The following is a 19,510-nucleotide window of genomic DNA, read 5'->3' as shown; positions in this document are numbered from 1 at the left end:
GTGTCTTCGTCCACCTCCACGATCGCGATGTTGGGGTCGTCCAGGTTGTCCTGGACCCAGTCGGCGTCGACGAGGACGTCGCTGCGGCTCATGCTCTTTCTCCTCCGGGGCAGTTGCGGCGGGGCGTGCGAGTGAGAGGGGTGCGTGCTCGGACCGAGACGACGCACCTGTGCCCTGGTCAGGGCAGCGGGGAAACGCAGAAGTCGGAGCTTCCGCTCAGAAGGGGCGACAGAGCATGGCGGCAACGCGGCAGAGGTCTACTGCCCGCCGCTTCGTGAGATCCGCCTGTCGCTTCATGGGCTCGATCGTAGGGACGGACAGGCAGGCGTGTCACCGGCGTGTCGCATGCTGAGACGAGATTGTCCGGGATGCGGGATGCAAGGACCGCCGAGGCTGCTCCGGCCGGGCTTCCGGGCGGACGTATCGGCGGTCACATCTACGGTGCGGACGGCACCGTCTCACCAGCCGGACAGCGGGCAGCCGGGGGCCGGGAACACGACCCCGAGACCGACGCCGGTCCCGGTACTACCCGGCGAGGCGGACGTTCGAACCCTTCACCGTGATCTCGACGCCGTCCTTCGCCGCCTGGACGCTGTCGAGCTGGATGCCGCCGGGGAGGCCGTCGATCTTCTGCTCGAAGTCGGTGATCGCACGGGCGCGGTCCTCGGCGATGTCGGCGCCGCCGAAGTTGGGCAGGGTGTCGGCCTTCACCCGCACGGTGTCGCCCTGCGCGGAGACCGAGCTGAGGACGTAGACCGGGTTGGGGAGCTTGGTGCCGAGGACGGTGGCCTCGATGGCGACCTTGATCTTGCCGTTGCCGCCGTCGGAGAGGCCGACGACGTTCGCGGTGACACCGGGGGCGACCTGGGTGGGCTCGGACTTGGCGGTCTTCAGCAGCTCGGCGTAGGTGATGGACGCCGTGCCGGAGGCGGTCGTCGCGGTGGCGGAGCTGTAGTCCCCGGAGAACTCGACGCCCTTCATGTTCGCCGTGAGGTCGTCGATCCGGATCGTCTTGCCGTCGGTGCCGGCGGTGGCCTCGTAGTCCTTGATCCCCACCTCGACGTCGTCCAACGAGCCGCTCGCGACCTGCGTGAGGAACGGGAACCCCTTGATGGACACGTCCGGGGCGGCGGCAAGGTTCTCGCTCGCCTGAAGCTTCCCGGCCGCCTCGTCCTCGGCGAACCCGACGGCCAGCCGGTCGGCCAGCACGAAGAGGCCGCCCAGGATCACGACGACTATCAGCAGTATCCGCAGGGCGCGCATGTTGTGGTGTTCCCCCCACCTCGGCGTACGTCAACGACGCGAGGGTAACCCTGTGGCGGGGTTGACCGGCGAATTGTCGATCATCTGTGACAGGGGGTTTGCCTGCGGGCCCTGCCTTCAGCGGCTTCGCCTCTCGGCGTCGGTCCGGGCATTCCAGCCCGTCCGGCGTTTGAGGACGAGGCCCATTCAGGGCCGAAGCGGGGGTCTGGGGGCCGCAGGCCCCCAGGTCCGGGGTCGAAGGGGCAGCGCCCCTTCGAGGACGGGAAGGGCAGGGCGGCGGGGACGAGGAGAACCCCCGCCTCAGACCAGCGCCCGCCCCAGCAAGTAGACCGCCGGAGCCGCCGCCGCCAACGGCAGCGCAACCCCCGCCGTGAAGTGCACGAACCGGGACGGATAGTCGTAGCCGGCCACCCGATGGCCGATCAGGGCACACACCCCGGCCCCGAGCCCGAGCGCAGCCCCACCGGACCCGATCCCCGTCATCGCACCGACAACAGCGCCCGCCCCGGCCCCCGCCAGCAGAGCGGCCACGACGGAAGCCACCGTCGGCAACGGCAACGCCCGCGCCAGCACCGCGACGGCAACCGCCACCGCCCCGACGCTCACCGCATCCGGCTCGGCCGCGAGGTACCCCGCCGCGACGATCGCCAGCGCCGCCGAGACAACCGTCGCCATCAGCCCGTACATCCGCTCGTCCGGATCGGCGTGCGAACGCAGCTGCAGAACCAGAGTGAGCAGTACCCAGACACCCAGCGTGCCGAGGATCGCCGCGGGCGCCCCGTCGGCCACCAGCAGCGCCACATCCGCCGCCAGCGCCCCCGCGAAGGCCAGCGCGATGCCCTGCCGGGCGGGCCACATGCCGTTCAGCCGGAACCAGCCGGCGGCCGTCACGGCCTGCAGGGCGACAAGGGGCACCAGCAGGGCGTACGACCCGACCGCAGCCGTGACCGAGAGCAGCAGCCCCAGCAGCGCGGTGAGCGCAGCCGGCTGAATCCCGGGCTCGATGATCGGGGAACGGCCCTCGAGCCGGGCCCGCTGGGCGTCCGTGACCCGGGTGTTGCCGGCGACGGTCGCCGGACCGTAGTCGGGGCCGTCACCGGTTCCTGCCTCCGCCTCGGGCCGGGGGGCCTGGGCGTGGGACGGCTGAGCGTGGGATCGCTGAGCGTGGAAGTGCTGACCATTGCCCTGCTGGGCGCGCCCCTGCGGCTGAGCGGCGGCATGCCGTCCCTGGGCCTGTGCCTGGGCCTGCGGCACCCCGTCCCACCCCTGGGCCTCCGAAGCACCGCCGTACCCCGCATACGCCCCCGCGCCCTGCGAGGGCAGGTAGGACGTCTCCGCCGCAGAAGCCGGCGGCTGCACCTGGGTCTCCCAGGTCTGCCCCTGCCACTGCTGCGTGTACTGCTGGGCGGCCTGCGGATCGTCGTACGCCTGCTGCCCCGGCCACGCCTGCGGCGCGGTCGGCTGCTGCGGCTGCTGCGGCTGTCGCTGCTGCTGATACGGGTCGTACCCGTCGTAACCGTCGTACCCCTGATACGGCTGGTCGGTCATCGTCACCCTCCTGCGAACGGCGGGAGCACCTCGACCGTGCCGCCGTCGGCCAGCCGTACCGTCTCATGTTCGCGGGTGCCCACGGGGTCACCGTCGACGAGGAAGGAGCATCGCTGCAGGACGCGCACGAGTTCACCGGGGTGTCGCTCGCGTGCGGCATCGAGCGCCTCGGCGAGGGTGGCCGCGTCGAACGGCTCCTCGGCGATCCCGGCCGCGGCCTTCGCGGCGGCCCAGTAGCGCACCGTGACCTTTGGCATCCGGTTCCTCTGTCGATCGGCTGTGTACCCCGTCAGGCTAGCCGCCCCGTGCGGCGGCCCAGCCCCCGATCCGGGCCAGCAGTTCCTCGGAGGCCGCGTGCTCCGCATGGCCCATGCCGGGCTCCAGCCAGAGTTCGCCGTGGTCACCGGCCGCCTGGGCCAGCATGCGGGGGTGGTCGAGGGGGAAGTAGCCGTCCAGCTCGCCGTGCACGATCAGCAACGGCGTCGGCGCGATCCTCGGGACCGCCTCCACCGGGGACATCGGCACGGGGTTCCAGTCCCGGTGGTGGATCCGGGTGCGGAATCCGTACCGGCCCACCAGGCGCCCCTCGGGCCGGGTCACCAGCCAGTGCAGGCGGCGCATGGGGGGCGTGCCCCGGTAGTACCAGCGCGCAGGCGCGCTCACGGACACCACCGCGTCCGTGTGCGCACCGCGGCCCCCGTGCGCCCCGGGCGCCCCCAGCTCCTCGCCGCCCCCGCCATCCCTGCCGTCTCTGCCGCCCCCGCCGTCCTCTCCGTACAGAGCCGCGTGCCGCAGGACCACCGAGCCGCCCATGGAGAAGCCGATGGTCGCCACGCGCGTGTGCCCGAGTTCGCGGGCCCATCGCACCGCGGCCGCCAGATCGAGCACCTCCTTGTCCCCGACCGTGGACCGCCCGCCCGACGCGCCGTGCCCGCGGAAGGAGAAGGTGATGACGGCCGCGTGCCGGGTGAGGGCCTGCGCCACCCGTCGTACATGTGGCCGGTCCACATCGCCGGTGAAGCCGTGGGCGACGACGAACACCAGGTCACGGGCAGATGGACGTGAGGAGTCGTATACGACCGCACCCGGGTCGTATACGGAATCGATCGTCACACCGTCGTCCGTGTGCAGAAACGTCCGCATAGGTGTACGTCTGGTTGTCTCAGAGTTCGGACGAACCGTAGATCGTGCCACATCACCTGCCGGACCCATGCTCATGTGGGCTATTCTGCTGGGCAGAGGACTCGGGCAGCGTAGCCCCCGGGTCCTTTTGTGCTTTCGGAAGCGTTGTATACGACGCGGGAAACCTCAGGTGACCGCAGGTGTACGGGGCCCCGGGATCGCAGAGCAGTTCCGTACCGCACACGTCCTCGCAGGGACCGAGGAGGAACCAGACGTATGAGTTCTCTGCTGCTCCTGACCAACGCCCTCCAGCCGTCGACAGAGGTGCTCCCCGCACTCGGCCTGCTGCTGCACAACGTGCGCGTGGCCCCCGCGGAGGGCCCGGCACTCGTCGACACCCCGGGTGCCGACGTCATCCTGATCGACGGACGCCGCGACCTCCCACAGGTCCGCAGCCTGTGCCAGCTCCTGCGCTCGACCGGCCCCGGCTGTCCGCTCGTCCTCGTCGTCACCGAGGGCGGCCTCGCCGCGGTGACCGCCGACTGGGGCATCGACGACGTCCTTCTCGACACCGCCGGCCCCGCCGAGGTCGAGGCGCGGCTGCGGCTCGCGATGGGCCGTCAGCAGATCGTCAACGACGACTCCCCCATGGAGATCCGCAACGGCGACCTGTCGGTCGACGAGGCCACCTACAGCGCCAAGCTCAAGGGCCGGGTCCTCGACCTCACCTTCAAGGAGTTCGAGCTCCTGAAGTACCTCGCCCAGCACCCGGGCCGCGTCTTCACGCGCGCGCAGCTCCTCCAGGAGGTCTGGGGCTACGACTACTTCGGCGGCACCCGGACGGTCGACGTCCACGTACGACGGCTGCGCGCCAAGCTCGGACCGGAGCACGAGTCGCTGATCGGAACCGTCCGGAACGTCGGTTATCGATTCGTTACGCCCGAGAAGGTGGACCGCGCCGCCGAGGAAGCCAAGGCCAAGGCTGACCGGGCAAAATCGGCGGATGCGGACGAGATGGCCGCCCTGGACGGCGCCGAGGTCCGTGCCGACCTGTGACGGGCGCCCGGACGGGGTGTCGCGGGCGTTGCCTTCGCGCGGGAGAGTGACAGTGGAGCGGCAGGCAAGCTCCTTCACGCCCTGCCCAGAGCAGGTCCATCCGCGTAGACTCCGCGCGTGGCCAAGGTGACTCGCGATGACGTCGCACGGCTGGCAGGTACCTCCACTGCCGTCGTCAGCTACGTCATCAACAACGGACCCCGGCCGGTCGCCCCGGCCACGCGCGAGCGTGTCCTCGCCGCGATCAAGGAACTGGGGTACCGGCCCGACCGGGTCGCCCAGGCCATGGCCTCGCGGCGCACGGACCTCATAGGCCTGATCGTGCCGGACGCCCGCCAGCCCTTCTTCGGGGAGATGGCGCACGCGGTCGAGTGGGCCGCCGCCGAGCGCGGAAAGATGGTGCTCGTCGGCAACTCCGACTACGTCGGCGAGCGCGAGGTCCACTATCTGCGCGCCTTCCTCGGCATGCGGGTCTCGGGGCTCATCCTCGTCTCGCACGCCCTGAACGACCTGGCCGCCGCCGAGATCGAGGCGTGGGACGCCCGGGTCGTCCTCCTCCACGAGCGGCCCGAGGCCATCGACGACGTCGCCGTCGTCACCGACGACCTGGGCGGCGCCCAGCTCGCCGTACGCCACCTCATCGAGCACGGCAACGAGTACGTCGCCTGTCTGGGCGGCACCGCGGAGACCCCCGCGGTCGGTGACCCGGTCTCCGACCACGTCGAGGGCTGGCGGCGCGCGATGGCCGAGGCCAAGATCCCCACCGAGGGGCGGCTGTTCGAGGCGCCGTACAACCGCTACGACGCGTACCGCATAGCGCTCGACCTCCTCTCCGGGCCGCAGCGGCCGCCGGCGATCTTCTGCTCGACCGACGACCAGGCGATCGGCGTGCTGCGCGCGGCGCGGGAGTTGCGCATCGATGTGCCGGGGGAGCTGGCTGTCGCCGGGTTCGACGACATCAAGGAGGCGGCGTTGACGGATCCGCCGCTCACCACCATCGCCTCGGACCGGTCGGCCATGGCTCGGGCCGCGGTGGATCTGGTCCTGGATGACGGATTGCGGGTCGCGGGTTCCCGACGGGAGCGGTTGAAGGTGTTTCCGTCGCGGCTGGTCGTGCGGCGCTCCTGCGGCTGCGCCTAAGAGCTCGAGGCGTTCCGTCGTCGCGCGAGTGCCGGTCGTGCGGAGCTGGTCGCCCAGTTCCCCGCGTCCCTGAAGGGGCGCGGCCGGAACCGTCTTTACATCGGGCATACGGCCTTCTGCCGGGCTTCTCAGGCAGCGCTCAGGAAGCTCTCATGGTCGGGCGACAAGCTCAATGCCATGACCGAGAGCTTCCGCCGCAGCGGCGATTACGAGAACCCGTACCAGGGCGCCCAGCAGCAGCACGCCTCCTCCCCCGTGAACCCGGAGTGGCCGCCCCCGCCGGCCTACCGGCCGTCGGCGGAGCAGGCGGCCGGCGGAGCCCCCACCGCTCTCCTGACCGAGCCCGTCGCCCAGCAGCCGAGGTCGCGGCGCCGGCCCCGCGGCCCCGTCGCCCTCCTCGCCGCCGTCGCGATCGTCGCGGCGGCGATCGGTGGCGGCACGGCGTACGGCATACAGGAGCTGACCGGCAGCGACACCGTCGCCGCGTCCAGCTCCACCAGCACGAACGTCGTCCCGTCCAGCCAGAAGGGCACGGTCTCCGGGGTCGCCAAGGCGGTCAGCCCGAGCATCGTCGAGATCAACGCGGCCTCGAACGCCGGATCGTCCACCGGCTCAGGCGTGATCATCACCAGTGACGGCGAGATCGTCACCAACAACCACGTCGTCGCCGGCGCCTCCTCGGTCAAGGTGACGACCAACGACGGCAAGGAGTACACCGCCGAGGTCGTCGGCACCGACAGCAGCAAGGACCTCGCGCTGATCAAGCTGCAGAACGCGTCCGGCCTGCAGGCGGCCACCCTCGGCGACTCCTCCGGTGTCCAGGTCGGCGACGAGGTCGTGGCGATCGGCTCCCCCGAGGGCCTCACCGGCACGGTCACCAGCGGCATCGTGTCCGCGCTCGCCCGTGACGTGACCGTCTCGACGGACGAGGGCCAGCAGCAGCAACAGCAGCAGGGCGGCGGCGGATGGCCGTTCGAGTTCGGCGGTCAGGAGTTCAACGGCGACACGGGTTCGTCGACGACGACGTACAAGGCGATCCAGACGGACGCCTCCCTGAACCCCGGCAACTCCGGCGGCGCGCTGATCGACATGAACGGCAACATCATCGGCATCAACTCCGCGATGTACTCGGCCGCCGGGTCGAGTTCGTCCAACGCGGGCAGCGTGGGCCTCGGCTTCGCCATCCCGATCAACACCGTCAAGTCCGACCTGGCGAAGCTGCGGTCGGGATCGCAGAGCTGAGCCGAGCTCACCGAGCTGAAGGGGTACCTCATGATCAAGCAGGTGGAGAAGGTCGGCCGGGTCGAGCACACCGCGGCCGGCGTCGGACCGGCCGACCTGGGCCTGGCCCTGGCGGTCGCCGGCGCTCTGCACGCGCCCACCGCCCCGTCCCGGGCGCCGGAGGTGGCCACCACCCGCCCGGGCACGGCTCGCCGGACGGCCGCCGCCCGCAGCCGCCGCCGTACCGTACGAGGCTGAGAAAGCATGCGAGGCTGAAGGCGTCCAGCCCGATCAGCCCGCTCAGCGCCTGTCCTGCCCTCCCGTCCCACCGCACCCGAGGATCCCGAGCCCATGAGCCCCGCCGACGGCGACCGTGACCCCCAGCGCATCCTGATCGTCGACGACGAGCCTGCGGTGCGTGAAGCACTCCAGCGCAGCCTCGCCTTCGAGGGATACGACACGGAGGTCGCGGTCGACGGCGCGGACGCGCTGGAGAAGGCGACCGTCTACCGGCCCGACCTGGTGGTCCTCGACATCCAGATGCCCCGCATGGACGGTCTGACCGCCGCCCGCCGCATCCGTGGCGCCGGGGACACGACGCCGATCCTGATGCTGACCGCCCGCGACACCGTCGGCGACCGTGTGACCGGGCTGGACGCCGGGGCCGACGACTACCTGGTCAAGCCCTTCGAACTGGACGAGCTGTTCGCCCGGGTCCGCGCGCTGCTGCGGCGCAGCTCGTACGCGGCGGCGGCCGGTGCGGGCGCGGTGGAGGAGGACGAGGCGCTGACCTTCGCCGACCTGCGCATGGATCTCGCGACGCGGGAGGTGACGCGGGGTGGGCGGCCGGTGGAGCTGACCCGTACGGAGTTCACGCTGCTGGAGATGTTCATGGCGCATCCGCGCCAGGTGCTGACCAGGGAGCAGATCCTGAAGGCGGTGTGGGGCTTCGACTTCGAGCCCTCGTCGAACTCGCTGGACGTGTACGTCATGTACCTGCGCCGCAAGACCGAGGCGGGCGGCGAGCCGCGGCTCGTGCACACGGTGCGGGGCGTGGGGTATGTGCTGCGCCAGGGCGGCGCGGAGTGAGCAAGGTGCTACGCCGGTTCCGGTCACTGCCGATTCGCTCGCGGCTGGCGATGCTGGTGGCGGCGGCGGTGGCGTTCGCGGTGGCGGCGGTTTCGGTGACGTGTTGGTTCATCGTGCAGGGCAGGCTGTACGACCAGGTGGACGACGATCTGCAGCAGGCTCGGATGAAGCCCGGGCAGAACTTCGAGATGTCGAGCGCGCTCTCCAACTGCACGCAGACCCCCCAGGGCACCCAGCCCTTCCGCAACCTCTACTCGCAGGTCGTCAAGGCGGACGGAACTCCCTGCGTCACCGAGGAATCTGTCGGCAGGATCGAGGTCACCCAGGCCGACAAGGACGTGATCAAGGGCGGTAGTGCCAGCGATGGCATCATCCGCAACGGCACTGCCGAGGACGGCACTCCGCTGCGTGTGATGACCATTCCACAGGTCGCCCGGAACCAGGCCACGGGCGAGCAGTCCTACGTCGCCGTCACCGTCGCCGTCTCCCTCAAGGGAACCGAGTCCACCCTCAACGACCTGGCCCTCATCCTCCTCCTCGTCTCCGGCATCGGAGTCATCGGCGCCGGCGCCGCCGGCCTCGCCGTCGCCCGCGCCGGCCTCCGCCCCGTCGACAAGCTCACCGAGGCCGTCGAGCACGTGGCCCGCACGGAGGACCTGAACGTCCGTATCCCGGTCGAGGACGACGCCGAGGACGAAGTCGCCCGGCTGTCCCGTTCCTTCAACTCCATGACGTCCGCCCTGGCCAGCTCCCACGAGCTCCAGCAGCAGCTCATCGCCGACGCAGGACACGAACTGCGCACCCCCCTCACCTCCCTGCGCACCAACATCGAGCTGCTCACCCGCAGCGAGGAGACGGGCCGTCCGATCCCCGAGGCGGACCGCAAGGCCCTCCTCGCCTCGGTGAAGGCCCAGATGACCGAACTGGCTTCACTCATCGGCGACTTGCAGGAGCTGTCCCGCTCGGAGGGCCAGCGCGGCGAGCGCGTGCAGGTGGTCTCGCTGGAGGACGCGGTCGAGTCGGCCCTGCGCCGGGCCCGGCTCCGCGGCCCGGAGCTGACGATCACCGCCGACCTCCAGCCCTGGTACGTACGGGCGGAACCGGCGGCCCTGGAGCGCGCGGTCGTCAACATCCTCGACAACGCCGTGAAGTTCAGCCCCGAGGGCGGCACCGTAGAGGTGCAGCTCACCGACGGCGTCCTCACCGTCCGCGACCACGGCCCCGGCATCCCCACCGACGAACTCCCCCACGTCTTCGACCGCTTCTGGCGCTCGCCGAGTGCACGCGCCCTGCCGGGCTCGGGCCTGGGCCTGTCGATCGTGGCGCGTACGGTGCAGCAGGCGGGCGGCCAGGTCACCCTGGCCCACGCGCAGGGCGGCGGCACGGTGGCGACCGTACGCCTGCCGGGCGCGCCGACGGCTCCGCCGGAGACGCCGTAGGGCGCTCCCGAAGGCCCTGGAGGGAGGTCGAACGGCTCTCCCTGGGCGGCAACCTTTCCGTGCGAGGCGGCGACTGATCCGCGGACCATCCCCCGCACGGAACGGATCGCCGTATGAGTGAGCAGCACAGCAAAGCGCGTCACCGCAGAGGCAGGAAGGCCCTTGCGGTCGGGGTCCCGCTGACCCTGACCGCCGCCGGAGCCCTCGCCTACGGCACGGACCTCGGCATCCTGGGCGCCGGTGTCCGGCAGGCGTCCGCCGCGACCGCCGCCGCCCCCACCTGGGCCACCGCCGCCGCCGACGGCTTCGCCTCCGTCAACTCGCTGGGGCAGAACGGCACTTATGGCGGACGGGACGGGCAGACCGTGACCGTCAGGACGCAGGCCGAGCTGGAGAAGTACGCGACGGCCGCCGAGCCGTACGTCATCGTCGTGGCCGGGACGATCACCATGAATCCGGTCGGCAAGGAGATCAAGGTCCGGTCGGACAAGACCATCGTCGGGTCCGGGACGTCCGGGCACATCGTCGGCGGAGGGTTCTTCCTCGGCACCGGCGTGCACAACGTGATCATCCGGAACCTGACCATCCGGGACGCCTACCAGGGCATCTGGAACGACAAGGACCACGACTTCGACGCCGTCCAGATGGACGGCGCCCACCATGTGTGGATCGACCACAACGACCTGCGGCACATGGCGGACGGACTCATCGACGTCCGCAAGGACAGCACGAACGTGACCGTGTCCTGGAACAAGCTGAGTCAGAACAACAAGACCTTCGGCATCGGCTGGACCGAGAACGTCAGGACGGACATCACGATCCACCACAACTGGATCCGCGAGACCGAGCAGCGCAACCCGTCCACCGACAACGCCGCCCACGCGCACCTCTACAACAACTTCCTGGAGGACGTGGCGGGCACCGACATCACGTCGTCGTACGGCAACTACTCGCGCGGCCGGACGGCGATGGTCCTGGAGAACTCCTACTTCCAGGGCATGAACAACCCCGTCACCAAGGACAGCACCGCGACGCTCGTCCAGCGCGGCAACCTCTTCACGGGCACCAGCGGCCGTAACGAGAGCGGCGGTACGGCCTTCGACCCGAAGGCGTACTACTCGTACACCCTGGACTCGGCCGCGAATGTGCCGTCGTTGCTCAAGTCAGGTGCCGGGCCGAGGAGTTCCATCGGTACGGCGGCGACGGGCACCACCGCGAGCACCAGGGCCGCGACGACGCTCACCGTCGCCAAGGACGGCAGCGGGCAGTACCGGACCGTGCAGGCCGCGGTGGACGCCGTACCCGCGAACAACCCGTCCCGTGTCGTCATCTCCGTGAAGCCGGGGACGTATCGCGAGGTCGTGAAGGTCCCGGCCAACAAGCCGCACGTCACCATCCAGGGCACGGGCGGCAGCCGCAAGGACACGGTCATCGTCCACGGCAACGCGGCCGGCATGCAGAAGCCGGACGGTTCGGGGACCTACGGCACCCCGGGCAGCGCCACCGTCTCCCTCCAGTCCGACGACTCGCAGCTGCGCAACCTCACCGTCACCAACGACTTCGACGAGGCCGCCAACCAGTCCCTCTCCGGCCACCAGGCCGTGGCGCTGCTGACCTCCGCCGACAAGATCTTCCTCGACGGGATCATCGTCAACGGCGACCAGGACACCCTGGAGCTGGAGACCGCCGCCAAGGACAAACCGGGCCGCGTTTACATCGCCAACTCCTACGTCACCGGCAACGTCGACTTCATCTTCGGCCGGGCGACGGCCGTCGTGGACAAGTCCGTCATCACGCTGAAGAAGCGCTGGAACGGCACGTCGGCGGGGTACGTCACCGCGCCGAGCACCCCCGGCAACCGCAAGGGCATCCTCATCAACCGGTCCACCGTCAACGGCGACGTGGCGAACGGCAGTTTCCACCTCGGCCGCAACTGGCACCCCGGCGGCGACACCACCGTCGACCCCCAGACCACGGTTCGGGACAGCACGCTGAGCGCGGCCGTCAAGGCCACGCCCTGGTCGGACATGAGCGGCTTCTCCTGGAAGGACGACCGCTTCGCCGAGTACCGGAACACCGGCCCGGGTGCCGGTTCCGCGAGCTCCGAGCGGCCCCAGCTGACCGACGCCCAGGCCGGCGGGCAGGAGGTCGCCGACTGGCTGGGGGACTGGACGCCCACGGCCTCCTGAGATCCTGCCGGCGACCGCTCAAAGTCAAGGCGGGCGCGGGAGAACGTCAAGAGCGGTCCAACGTTCGATCATGAGTTCCCCGCGCTCGACCATGATTCAGCAACGTGAACGTTTGTTCCGATGCTCGGGCGTACGTTCCACGCCGTGAACTCCGACAGATCCGTCGGCGCCCAGCCGACCGCGGCCGCCCACCAGCGGTTCGCCCTTGCCTCTCCCGCCCGCCGCGCACTCCTGCGGTTCGGGCTGACCGGGGCCGCGGCGCTGGGGGCGACCGCAGCCCTCGGCACGGCTCCCGCCTCCGCCACCACCCCCACATCCCCCACCACCGCCTCGCGTCACCGACCCGGCACGCCGGAGGAGGCCCTGCGGGAGCTCGCCGCGGGCAACCTGCGCTGGCGCACCTTCCGGCAGCGCCATCCCGACGAGTCGCCCGCCGTGCGCCAGAGCCTGACGTCGGGGCAGCAGCCCTTCGCCCTCGTCCTCGGCTGCATCGACTCCCGGGTCCCTCCGGAGCTGGTCTTCGACCAGGGCCTCGGCGACCTGATGACCGTGCGCTCCGCCGGCGAGGTCCTCGACGAGGCCGTACTCGGCAGCGTCGCCTACGGCGTGCTCGAACTGAACATCCCCCTGGTCATGGTCCTCGGCCACCAGTCGTGCGGCGCCGTGAAGGCCGCCGTCGAGTCGGACCTGTCCGGCGAACGGCTGCCGGCCCACATCCAGTACATCGCCGACCGGATAACCCCGAACATAGACCGCACCCAGGAGGGCGACGCCCGCATCGATTCCACCATCGACGCCAACGTACGGGCCATCCGCGCCCACCTCGCGGCCGAACCGGACCTCGCCGCGAAGGTGACCTCCGGCCAACTGGCCATCGTGGGCGCCCGTTACGAGCTGACGACCCAGCGGGTCCATCGGGTCGGCTGACAGCTGGGAGCGGCGGCGGGGTCAGCGCCTGAGGACGAGGGTCTCCTCCGTGGGCACCCCCGGTACCGGCCCCGCGAGCCCCCCGTACACCCCGCCCCGCGCCACCAACTCCGCGTGCGTACCCGCCTCCACCAGCCGCCCGTCGTCAACGACCAGCACCCTGTCCGCATCCGGCGCCAGGCTCAGGTCGTGCGTGATCACGAGGGTCGTACGGCCGGACATGAGGCGGCGAAGCGGCTGGACGACCTGGCGGGCGGCCACCGAGTCGAGACCGGCCGTCGGTTCGTCCAGGACCAGGACGGGGGCGTTGCGCAGCATCGCGCGGGCGATCGTGAGCCGCTTGAGCTGACCGCCGGAGAGGGCGGCCGTGCCGGGGGCGATGTGGGTGTCGTATCCCTCGGGGAGCGCGGCGATGAACTCGTGGGCCGCCGCCGCGCGCGCCGCCCGCTCGATGTCCCCGTCGCTCGCGCCCGGTCGGCCGCACGCGATGTTCTCGCGGACGGTGCCGTTGAGGATCAGGGTCTCCTGGGGCAGCAGCGTGACGTTCTCGCGCAGGAACCCCAGGTCCAGGTGCGGGAGCGGCACCCCGTCCAGGGTGATCGCGCCCGCCCCGGGGTCGTAGAACCGGGTCAGGAGCTTGGCCGCCGTCGACTTGCCGGCGCCGCTTCGGCCCGTGATGACCACCAGCTCGCCGGGGTCGGCCGTGAAGGTCAGGCCGGTCAGTGAGTCCCGGGTGGCGCCCGGGTGGCGGAAGGACACCCCGTGGAAGCCGACCCGGCCCCGGACCGGCCACGGCCCGACCGGTTCGGCGGGGTCGGTGACCGCCGGCTCGGCGTCCAGGATCTCGCCGAGGCGCTGGGCTCCGGCGGTGGCGGCGGTGAGGGTGAGACCGAGCCGGCCGAGGTCGCGGACGGGCGGGTAGAGGTAGCCGATGAAGGCGGCGAAGGCGAGGAGCTGCCCCAGGGTCATACGGCCGGCGGAGATCTCCCACACCCCGAGGCCGATCACCGCGAGCACGCAGATCGTCTCCACGACCTCGACGAACTGCTCGTACATCTCACTCAGCCGCGCACCCCGCACGGACGCCTTCATCCAGGCGCGTGCCTCGCGCTCGAGCCGCCTCTCCTCGTCGCCCCTGCGGTTGTAGGCCTGGGTGAGGAGGACGTGGCCCAGCGACTCCTCGACCACCGAGGTGATCGCGCCGTCGGCGACCCGTTCGTCCTGGGAGGCGGTGCGGATACGGCCGGCGAAACGGCGGGCGGCCAGCAGGAACAGGGGCGCCAGGACGAAGGTGGCCAGGGCCAGGTCCCAGCGCAGATACAGGGCGGCCGCCGCGTAGAAGACCGTCGAGAACGCCGCCGCGACCGCGCCGACCACGCCCGAGACGACCATCTCCTCGATGGCCTCGACATCCCCGGTGAGCCGCTCCACCAGGTCCCCGCGCCGGTGCTTCCGGAAGAAGTCCGGCGGCAGGTCCTGCACATGCCGGAAGACCTTCGCGCGCAGCCGCAGCACGAATCTCTCGGCGGTCCAGGTGGCGAGCGAGTTCCCGAGATACCCGACGATCGCCCCCAGCACGGCAACGCCCAGCCAGGCCGCCGCCGGACCCCAGAAGGCCGAGAGCGAACCGGCTTTCAGCGCGTTGTCGGTGAGTTCCGCGAACAGCAGGATCGACGCGGTCTCGGCGAGCGCGGCGACCACCACGCAGGCGACGATGACCGCCAGCCACTTGCGGTCCCCGCGTGTCAGCGGCCAGAAGCGCCCGAAAGCCGTGCGTACTTCCTTCATGCTCAAGTCCCTTTCCCGGCACCGGACATGACGGAGGCGGGGTCCCGAAGCCCGAGAGCTCCGGTGACCCCGCCTCGCGTGTCGTGTCCTCAGCCCTTGTGCGCGACCGGACGCCGCTTCGGAGCGGCCTTCTTCGCCACCGGCTTCTTCTTGGGCGCCGGGGCCGGGGCGGCGGGCTTGCGGGTCTTCTTGACGGGGGCGATCTTGTGGAAGCTCATCATGTTCTCCTTTGTTTCTGCATCGATTGCATCGATTGCGCCGATCGCATCGATTGCTTTCGACACGGAAAACATTACGGGACCTCGAACCATGAAATCGCCAATTCCCCTGAGACCTCTATTAATTGAGCCTGAGAGGGTTTTTCAGGGAATTCCCGGAACTAATCGCGAACTCACACAGAATTGATTACCGGCGCCCCACCGCCAGTCCGGCGCCTTCCAACCGCACCCTGATCCCGTCCTCCTCCACCCGCACATCCCGCAGCCGTACGTCCCCGCTCGGCGGTTCTGGGAGGCGGAAGCCCAGGGAGAGCTGGTCGGCGAGGACCGGGCGGGTCAGACGGGGAAGGGCGTCGAGGAGGGCGGGGTCGAAGCCGAGGAGCTTGAGGAGCTGGGGGTGCTCGAGGGCCAGGTCGATGAGGTTCAGGCGCATGGCCTGGCGGATGAAGCGCGGCGTACCGGTCAGCTCGGTGAGCTTGGACTCGTGGCGCAGGGCCTCGCGGACGACCGAGTCGGGCACGCCCAGGCGCCGTACGACGGCCGGGACGGACAGCAGCGCCTTCGCCTTGCGGGTCTCGTGGGCCAGGCGGGCCGCCGACCCACGGCTCAGGTGCAGGCCCTCCGAGGTGCGAGCACCCGGGCGGTACGTGGCCAGGTCGCCGATGTCCAGGCGCATGCCGCCGATGTGGGTGGCGATACCGCGGTCGCCGTTGCGCAGGATGCGGGCCTCGGCGCGCAGGTTGAGGTCGTGTCCGGCGACCGGCAGGGTGCCGCGGGCCCGGATGCGGTCGTGGCCCTCGCCGGTGAAGGTGACCTGGGACGCGCCGAGTTCACGGTTGAGGTCCGCGAAGGAGAGCAGGACGTCGCCCTCCAGCTCGGGGACGTCGGCGCCGCGCACCGACAGCGGACCGTCGGTGTCCAGCCGTACGTCTCTCGCCGTCGCCGTCACCTGGGCGAGCGAGATCCGGTCGGCGGCCACGTCGGGGACCGTCACCTTCACCGAGTCCAGCCGCTCGTCGGCGAGTTGGGTGAGGAAGGGGAAGCCGCCGATCTCCACCTCGGGAGCGGCCGCGAGGTCCAGATGGGTCTTGAGGGTGTCCGCCGCTCTGCGCTCGGCGTAGAGGAGGGCCCAGCGGTCGGCGAGGCTGAGGAAGGCGGCGAGGACGACGAGGCCGACGACCGCCTTCATCGCGAACGGAAGCCCCGCGAAGCGGCCTTTGCGCCGGCGACGGCCGTTGCGACGGTGATTGGGCGCGGCCCAGGGATCGTCCTGGGCCGCCGCTACGTCCGCTTCGTCCGGCTCGTCCGGTACGTCGTCGTGGAGGAACTCCTCCAGCGGACCGCCGTCCAGTCTGCCGAGCTCCTCGTACGGGTTCGTATAGGGAGTGTTTGGAAGGGGATGCGCCGTTATGTGGTGGGGGGAACGCATCGGACCATCGGACCATGCGCACGCCCCCCACCCGCAACCTCTACCGGAGGTTTGCGATCTAGTTCACGCTATTTCACTTCACTACTGCAGTTCACTTCACTGCTGCACGACCGTGATCCGGTTCGCCGCCGGCGGAGCGATCGGGTCAGTCGCCGAGGAGTTGGCCGTCAGGTACTTCTCCAGCACCGTCAGGTCGTCCGTCCCGACCAGGTCGTTCGTGCCCTGCCCCAGCGTGGGGAAGCCGTCGCCGCCGCCCGCGAGGAAGTTGTTCGTGGCGACGCGGTAGGTGGCCGTCGGGTTGATCGCCTCGCCGTTGAGCTTGATCGAGTCGCTCACCACACGGTCCGCGCCCGACTTCGTCAGGTCCAGCGTGTACGTCAGGCCCGAGGAGATCTGCAGAACCTTCGGCGAGGCCGCGTTCGTCCCGCTCACCTGCTCCTTGAGCACCTGGATCAGCTGTGCGCCGGTGAGGTCCTGCAGGTTCACCGTGTTGGAGAACGGCTGCACCGTGAAGCCCTCGGCGTAGGTCACCACACCGTCGCCCTCGGCCCCCTTGGCCGCGAACGTCAGCGGCGCCCGGATGCCGCCGGGGTTCATCAGCGCCAGGTCCGTCTCCGGGTCCAGCTCCTTGCCGTACGCCAGCTGCGCGTCCGCGATCAGGTCGCCGAGCGGGGACTCGGTGCCGGCGCTCGGGATGTCGGCGGAGATGTGGCCGATCGCGCGGTTGCCGATGGGCGCCGCGAGGGTGTTCCACTTGCTGATCAGCCCGGTCATGTCGGGCGCCTTGGGGACGTCCCGGGTGACCACACGGTTCGCGGACTTCACGGCCGTACGGGCGATGTCGCCGGTGTAGCGGTCGTACGTCAGCGTGGTGTCCGTGTAGAGGCGGCCGAAGGACGCCGCCGACGTGACCATGCGGGGCTTGCCCGACGGGTCGTCGATCGAGCAGACGTACGCGGCGTGCGTGTGGCCGGTGACCAGCGCGTCGACCTGCGGCGTGATGTTCTTGGCGATGTCGACGATCGGGCCGGAGACGCCGTCGCCCGCGCCCGGGGCCTCGCAGTCGTAGTTGTACGAGGCGGAGGCCGGGGCACCGCCCTCGTGGATGAGCGCGACGATCGACTTCACGCCCTGGCGCTGGAGCACCTTGGCGTACTTGTTGATCGTCTCGACCTCATCCTTGAACTTCAGGCCCTTGACGCCCTCGGCGGAGACGACGCCCGGCGTGTCCTCCAGGGTCACGCCGATGAAGCCGACCTTGACGTCCCGCTTCTTCCACACCCAGTAGGGCTTGAGGATCGGCTTGCCGGTCTTCTCGTCGAGGACGTTCGCGGCGAGGTAGGGGAAGTCGGCGCCCTTGAACTTCTTGTCCGAGTAGCAGCCGTCCTTCGGGTGGCAGCCGCCGTTCTGCAGGCGGGCCAGTTCCTTGGCGCCCTCGTCGAACTCGTGGTTGCCGACCGAGGTGACGTCCAGGTCGAGCTTGTTCAGCGCCTCGATGGTGGGCTCGTCGTGGAAGAGGCCCGAGATCAGCGGGGAGGCGCCGACCATGTCGCCGCCGGCCGCGGTGATGGAGTACTTCTCGCCCTCGCGCGCCTGGCGCAGATGCGTGGCGAGGTACTCCACGCCGCCCGCGTCGATGGTCTTCGTCGTGCCGTCCGCCTGCAGTTCGGTGACCCGGCCGGAGGAACCGGCCGGCGGCTCCAGGTTGCCGTGCAGGTCGTTGAAGGACAGCAGCTGGACGTCCTGGTAACGGCTGTGCTGGTGCCCGTGGCCGCCCTTGTCCGAGCGCTCGTCCGCCGACGCCGTCGCGGGCAGCGCCGCGGCGAGCGCACCCACGGTGGCGAGACCGGCGGCGGTCGCGATCAGTGCGTACGTACGGCGTCTGCGGTGCTGCTGGTGGGATGTGGCTGACATCCGCCCCCCTGTGAGTCGTGAGTCTTAAGTGACATGGCCCCGTCGGGCGGCAGCCTAGAGTCAACGCGCGTAGCGCGACAGGGGGTTCCGGGTTACAGGCTGGTTGCTTCTGTGCCGGGACTTTGGCGGAGGCGCCCCTTACCCTCGTACGCATGACCAGCGACGACACCGCACACCCGCTTCCGACCCGTTCCATCGAGACCCATCTCGCGCTCTCCCCGGAGCAGACCGAGGCCGTGCTCGAACTGCTCGCGGAGGCCGCCCGGAACGACGGGCAGCAGGCGGTGTCCGAGCAGGGACGGCTGCAACTGGGTGGCGGGGAGCGCGAGGGCGTGTCGCATCTGCTGCTGACGGTCGGCGGCGAACTCGTCGGCTACGCCCAGTTGGAGGACACCGACCCGGTGGAGGCCCCCGCCGCCGAACTGGTCGTCCACCCCTCGCACCGCGGCCACGGACACGGCCGCGCGCTGGGCTCGGCCCTCCTCGGCGCGTCCGGCAAGCGGCTGCGGGTGTGGGCCCACGGCGGCCACGCCGCCGCCCGCCACCTGTCCCAGGTCCTCGGCCTCACGCTGTTCCGCGAACTGCGCCAGATGCGCCGCTCGTTGACGGACCTGACGCTGCCGGACCCGGTGCTCCCCGAGGGCGTGACGGTCCGCACCTTCGAGCCCGGCCGGGACGACGCGGCCTGGCTCGCGGTGAACGCCGCCGCCTTCGCCCACCACCCCGAGCAGGGCTCCCTCACCCAGCGCGACCTCGACGACCGCAAGGCCCAGCCGTGGTTCGACCCGGCGGGGTTCTTCCTGGCGGAACGGGCCGGCGAGCTCATCGGCTTCCACTGGACGAAGGTCCACGCGGAGGAGGGGCTCGGCGAGGTGTACGTCCTCGGCGTGCGACCGGGCGCGCAGGGCGGCGGCCTGGGCAAGGCCCTCACGACGATCGGGCTGCGGCACCTGGCCGCGCAGGGGCTGCCCACGGCGATGCTCTACGTCGACGCCGACAACAAGGCGGCGGTGTCGGTGTACGAACGGCTCGGGTTCACCACGTACGAGACGGACCTCATGTACCGGACCGAGACCTGACATTCAGCGCTTAAGGGGCGGCGATCTTGACGCCGCCCCTTTCTTGCACCACCCTTTCACTACTCAATTAGTGAAAGGGTGGTGGAAC

The 19,510-nt window shown here is 70.5% G+C and carries 18 protein-coding genes and 1 pseudogene; 9 read left to right on the top strand and 10 right to left on the bottom strand.

Features of this window, described 5'->3' with window-relative positions:
- From ACZ7M7_RS43900 to ACZ7M7_RS43875, 6 genes and pseudogenes are all read right to left on the bottom strand, one after another.
- Positions 1–92, bottom strand: a pseudogene (locus tag ACZ7M7_RS43900) (sulfurtransferase); the annotation flags it as partial.
- A gap of 124 nt (positions 93–216) precedes the next feature.
- A complete protein-coding gene (locus ACZ7M7_RS43895) occupies positions 217–297 on the bottom strand; it encodes an Ms5788A family Cys-rich leader peptide (protein WP_350751515.1) in 81 nt (26 codons plus the stop codon).
- Between the two features lie 228 nt (positions 298–525).
- On the bottom strand, positions 526–1,263 hold the full coding sequence (locus tag ACZ7M7_RS43890) for an LmeA family phospholipid-binding protein (RefSeq protein ID WP_383607203.1): 738 nt from the start codon (positions 1,261–1,263) through the stop codon (positions 526–528).
- A gap of 300 nt (positions 1,264–1,563) precedes the next feature.
- Positions 1,564–2,811: a hypothetical protein gene (locus tag ACZ7M7_RS43885; RefSeq protein WP_472127342.1), complete on the bottom strand. Its 1,248-nt coding sequence runs from the start codon at positions 2,809–2,811 to the stop codon at positions 1,564–1,566.
- 2 nt (positions 2,812–2,813) lie between these two features.
- Positions 2,814–3,068 (bottom strand): MoaD/ThiS family protein, encoded by a 255-nt coding sequence (locus tag ACZ7M7_RS43880; RefSeq protein ID WP_030052141.1) that lies wholly within the window; start codon positions 3,066–3,068, stop codon positions 2,814–2,816.
- 37 nt (positions 3,069–3,105) lie between these two features.
- Positions 3,106–4,029 (bottom strand): alpha/beta hydrolase, encoded by a 924-nt coding sequence (locus tag ACZ7M7_RS43875; protein WP_472127340.1) that lies wholly within the window; start codon positions 4,027–4,029, stop codon positions 3,106–3,108.
- A gap of 180 nt (positions 4,030–4,209) precedes the next feature.
- On the opposite strand from ACZ7M7_RS43875, the gene ACZ7M7_RS43870 reads away from it, so the two are divergent.
- The 8 genes from ACZ7M7_RS43870 (at position 4,210) to ACZ7M7_RS43835 (ending at position 12,994) form a co-directional block, all read left to right on the top strand.
- Complete coding sequence (locus ACZ7M7_RS43870; RefSeq protein ID WP_383607206.1) at positions 4,210–4,989, top strand: winged helix-turn-helix transcriptional regulator; 780 nt, start codon at positions 4,210–4,212, stop codon at positions 4,987–4,989.
- 117 nt (positions 4,990–5,106) lie between these two features.
- Entirely contained in the window at positions 5,107–6,129 is a 1,023-nt protein-coding gene (locus tag ACZ7M7_RS43865) for a LacI family DNA-binding transcriptional regulator (RefSeq protein WP_383607207.1), read from the top strand.
- Positions 6,130–6,306: 177 nt separating this feature from the next.
- Positions 6,307–7,371: a S1C family serine protease gene (locus tag ACZ7M7_RS43860; RefSeq protein ID WP_451175235.1), complete on the top strand. Its 1,065-nt coding sequence runs from the start codon at positions 6,307–6,309 to the stop codon at positions 7,369–7,371.
- Positions 7,372–7,401: 30 nt separating this feature from the next.
- A complete protein-coding gene (locus ACZ7M7_RS43855; protein WP_383607209.1) occupies positions 7,402–7,608 on the top strand; it encodes a hypothetical protein in 207 nt (68 codons plus the stop codon).
- Between the two features lie 93 nt (positions 7,609–7,701).
- Complete coding sequence (locus tag ACZ7M7_RS43850) at positions 7,702–8,439, top strand: response regulator transcription factor (protein ID WP_383633365.1); 738 nt, start codon at positions 7,702–7,704, stop codon at positions 8,437–8,439.
- Entirely contained in the window at positions 8,436–9,878 is a 1,443-nt protein-coding gene (locus ACZ7M7_RS43845; RefSeq protein ID WP_472127337.1) for a sensor histidine kinase, read from the top strand. The genes ACZ7M7_RS43850 and ACZ7M7_RS43845 overlap by 4 nt, the downstream gene beginning before the upstream one ends.
- Positions 9,879–9,991: 113 nt before the next feature.
- Positions 9,992–12,067, top strand: coding sequence for a pectinesterase family protein (locus tag ACZ7M7_RS43840; protein WP_472127335.1), 2,076 nt, complete (start codon positions 9,992–9,994; stop codon positions 12,065–12,067).
- A gap of 144 nt (positions 12,068–12,211) precedes the next feature.
- Positions 12,212–12,994, top strand: coding sequence for a carbonic anhydrase (locus tag ACZ7M7_RS43835; protein ID WP_383633356.1), 783 nt, complete (start codon positions 12,212–12,214; stop codon positions 12,992–12,994).
- Between the two features lie 21 nt (positions 12,995–13,015).
- On the opposite strand, the gene ACZ7M7_RS43830 is transcribed toward ACZ7M7_RS43835, so the two are convergent.
- From ACZ7M7_RS43830 to ACZ7M7_RS43815, 4 genes are all read right to left on the bottom strand, one after another.
- Positions 13,016–14,782, bottom strand: coding sequence for an ABC transporter ATP-binding protein (locus ACZ7M7_RS43830; protein ID WP_472127333.1), 1,767 nt, complete (start codon positions 14,780–14,782; stop codon positions 13,016–13,018).
- An 89-nt stretch (positions 14,783–14,871) separates the two neighbouring features.
- On the bottom strand, positions 14,872–15,000 hold the full coding sequence (locus tag ACZ7M7_RS43825; RefSeq protein ID WP_472127331.1) for a hypothetical protein: 129 nt from the start codon (positions 14,998–15,000) through the stop codon (positions 14,872–14,874).
- Between the two features lie 187 nt (positions 15,001–15,187).
- Positions 15,188–16,429, bottom strand: a complete 1,242-nt coding sequence (locus ACZ7M7_RS43820) for an LmeA family phospholipid-binding protein (RefSeq protein WP_383607216.1) — start codon at positions 16,427–16,429, stop codon at positions 15,188–15,190.
- Between the two features lie 96 nt (positions 16,430–16,525).
- Positions 16,526–18,343: a bifunctional metallophosphatase/5'-nucleotidase gene (locus ACZ7M7_RS43815; protein WP_451175219.1), complete on the bottom strand. Its 1,818-nt coding sequence runs from the start codon at positions 18,341–18,343 to the stop codon at positions 16,526–16,528.
- Positions 18,344–18,495: 152 nt separating this feature from the next.
- On the opposite strand from ACZ7M7_RS43815, the gene mshD reads away from it, so the two are divergent.
- Complete coding sequence (gene mshD, locus ACZ7M7_RS43810) at positions 18,496–19,422, top strand: mycothiol synthase (RefSeq protein WP_383607218.1); 927 nt, start codon at positions 18,496–18,498, stop codon at positions 19,420–19,422.
- Positions 19,423–19,510: the final 88 nt, after the last annotated feature.

Source organism: Streptomyces sp. NPDC111606 (genome assembly GCF_055656945.1).
The sequence above is the reverse complement of the archived record's forward strand: the minus strand, read 5'-3'. Positions and strand labels throughout refer to the sequence as shown.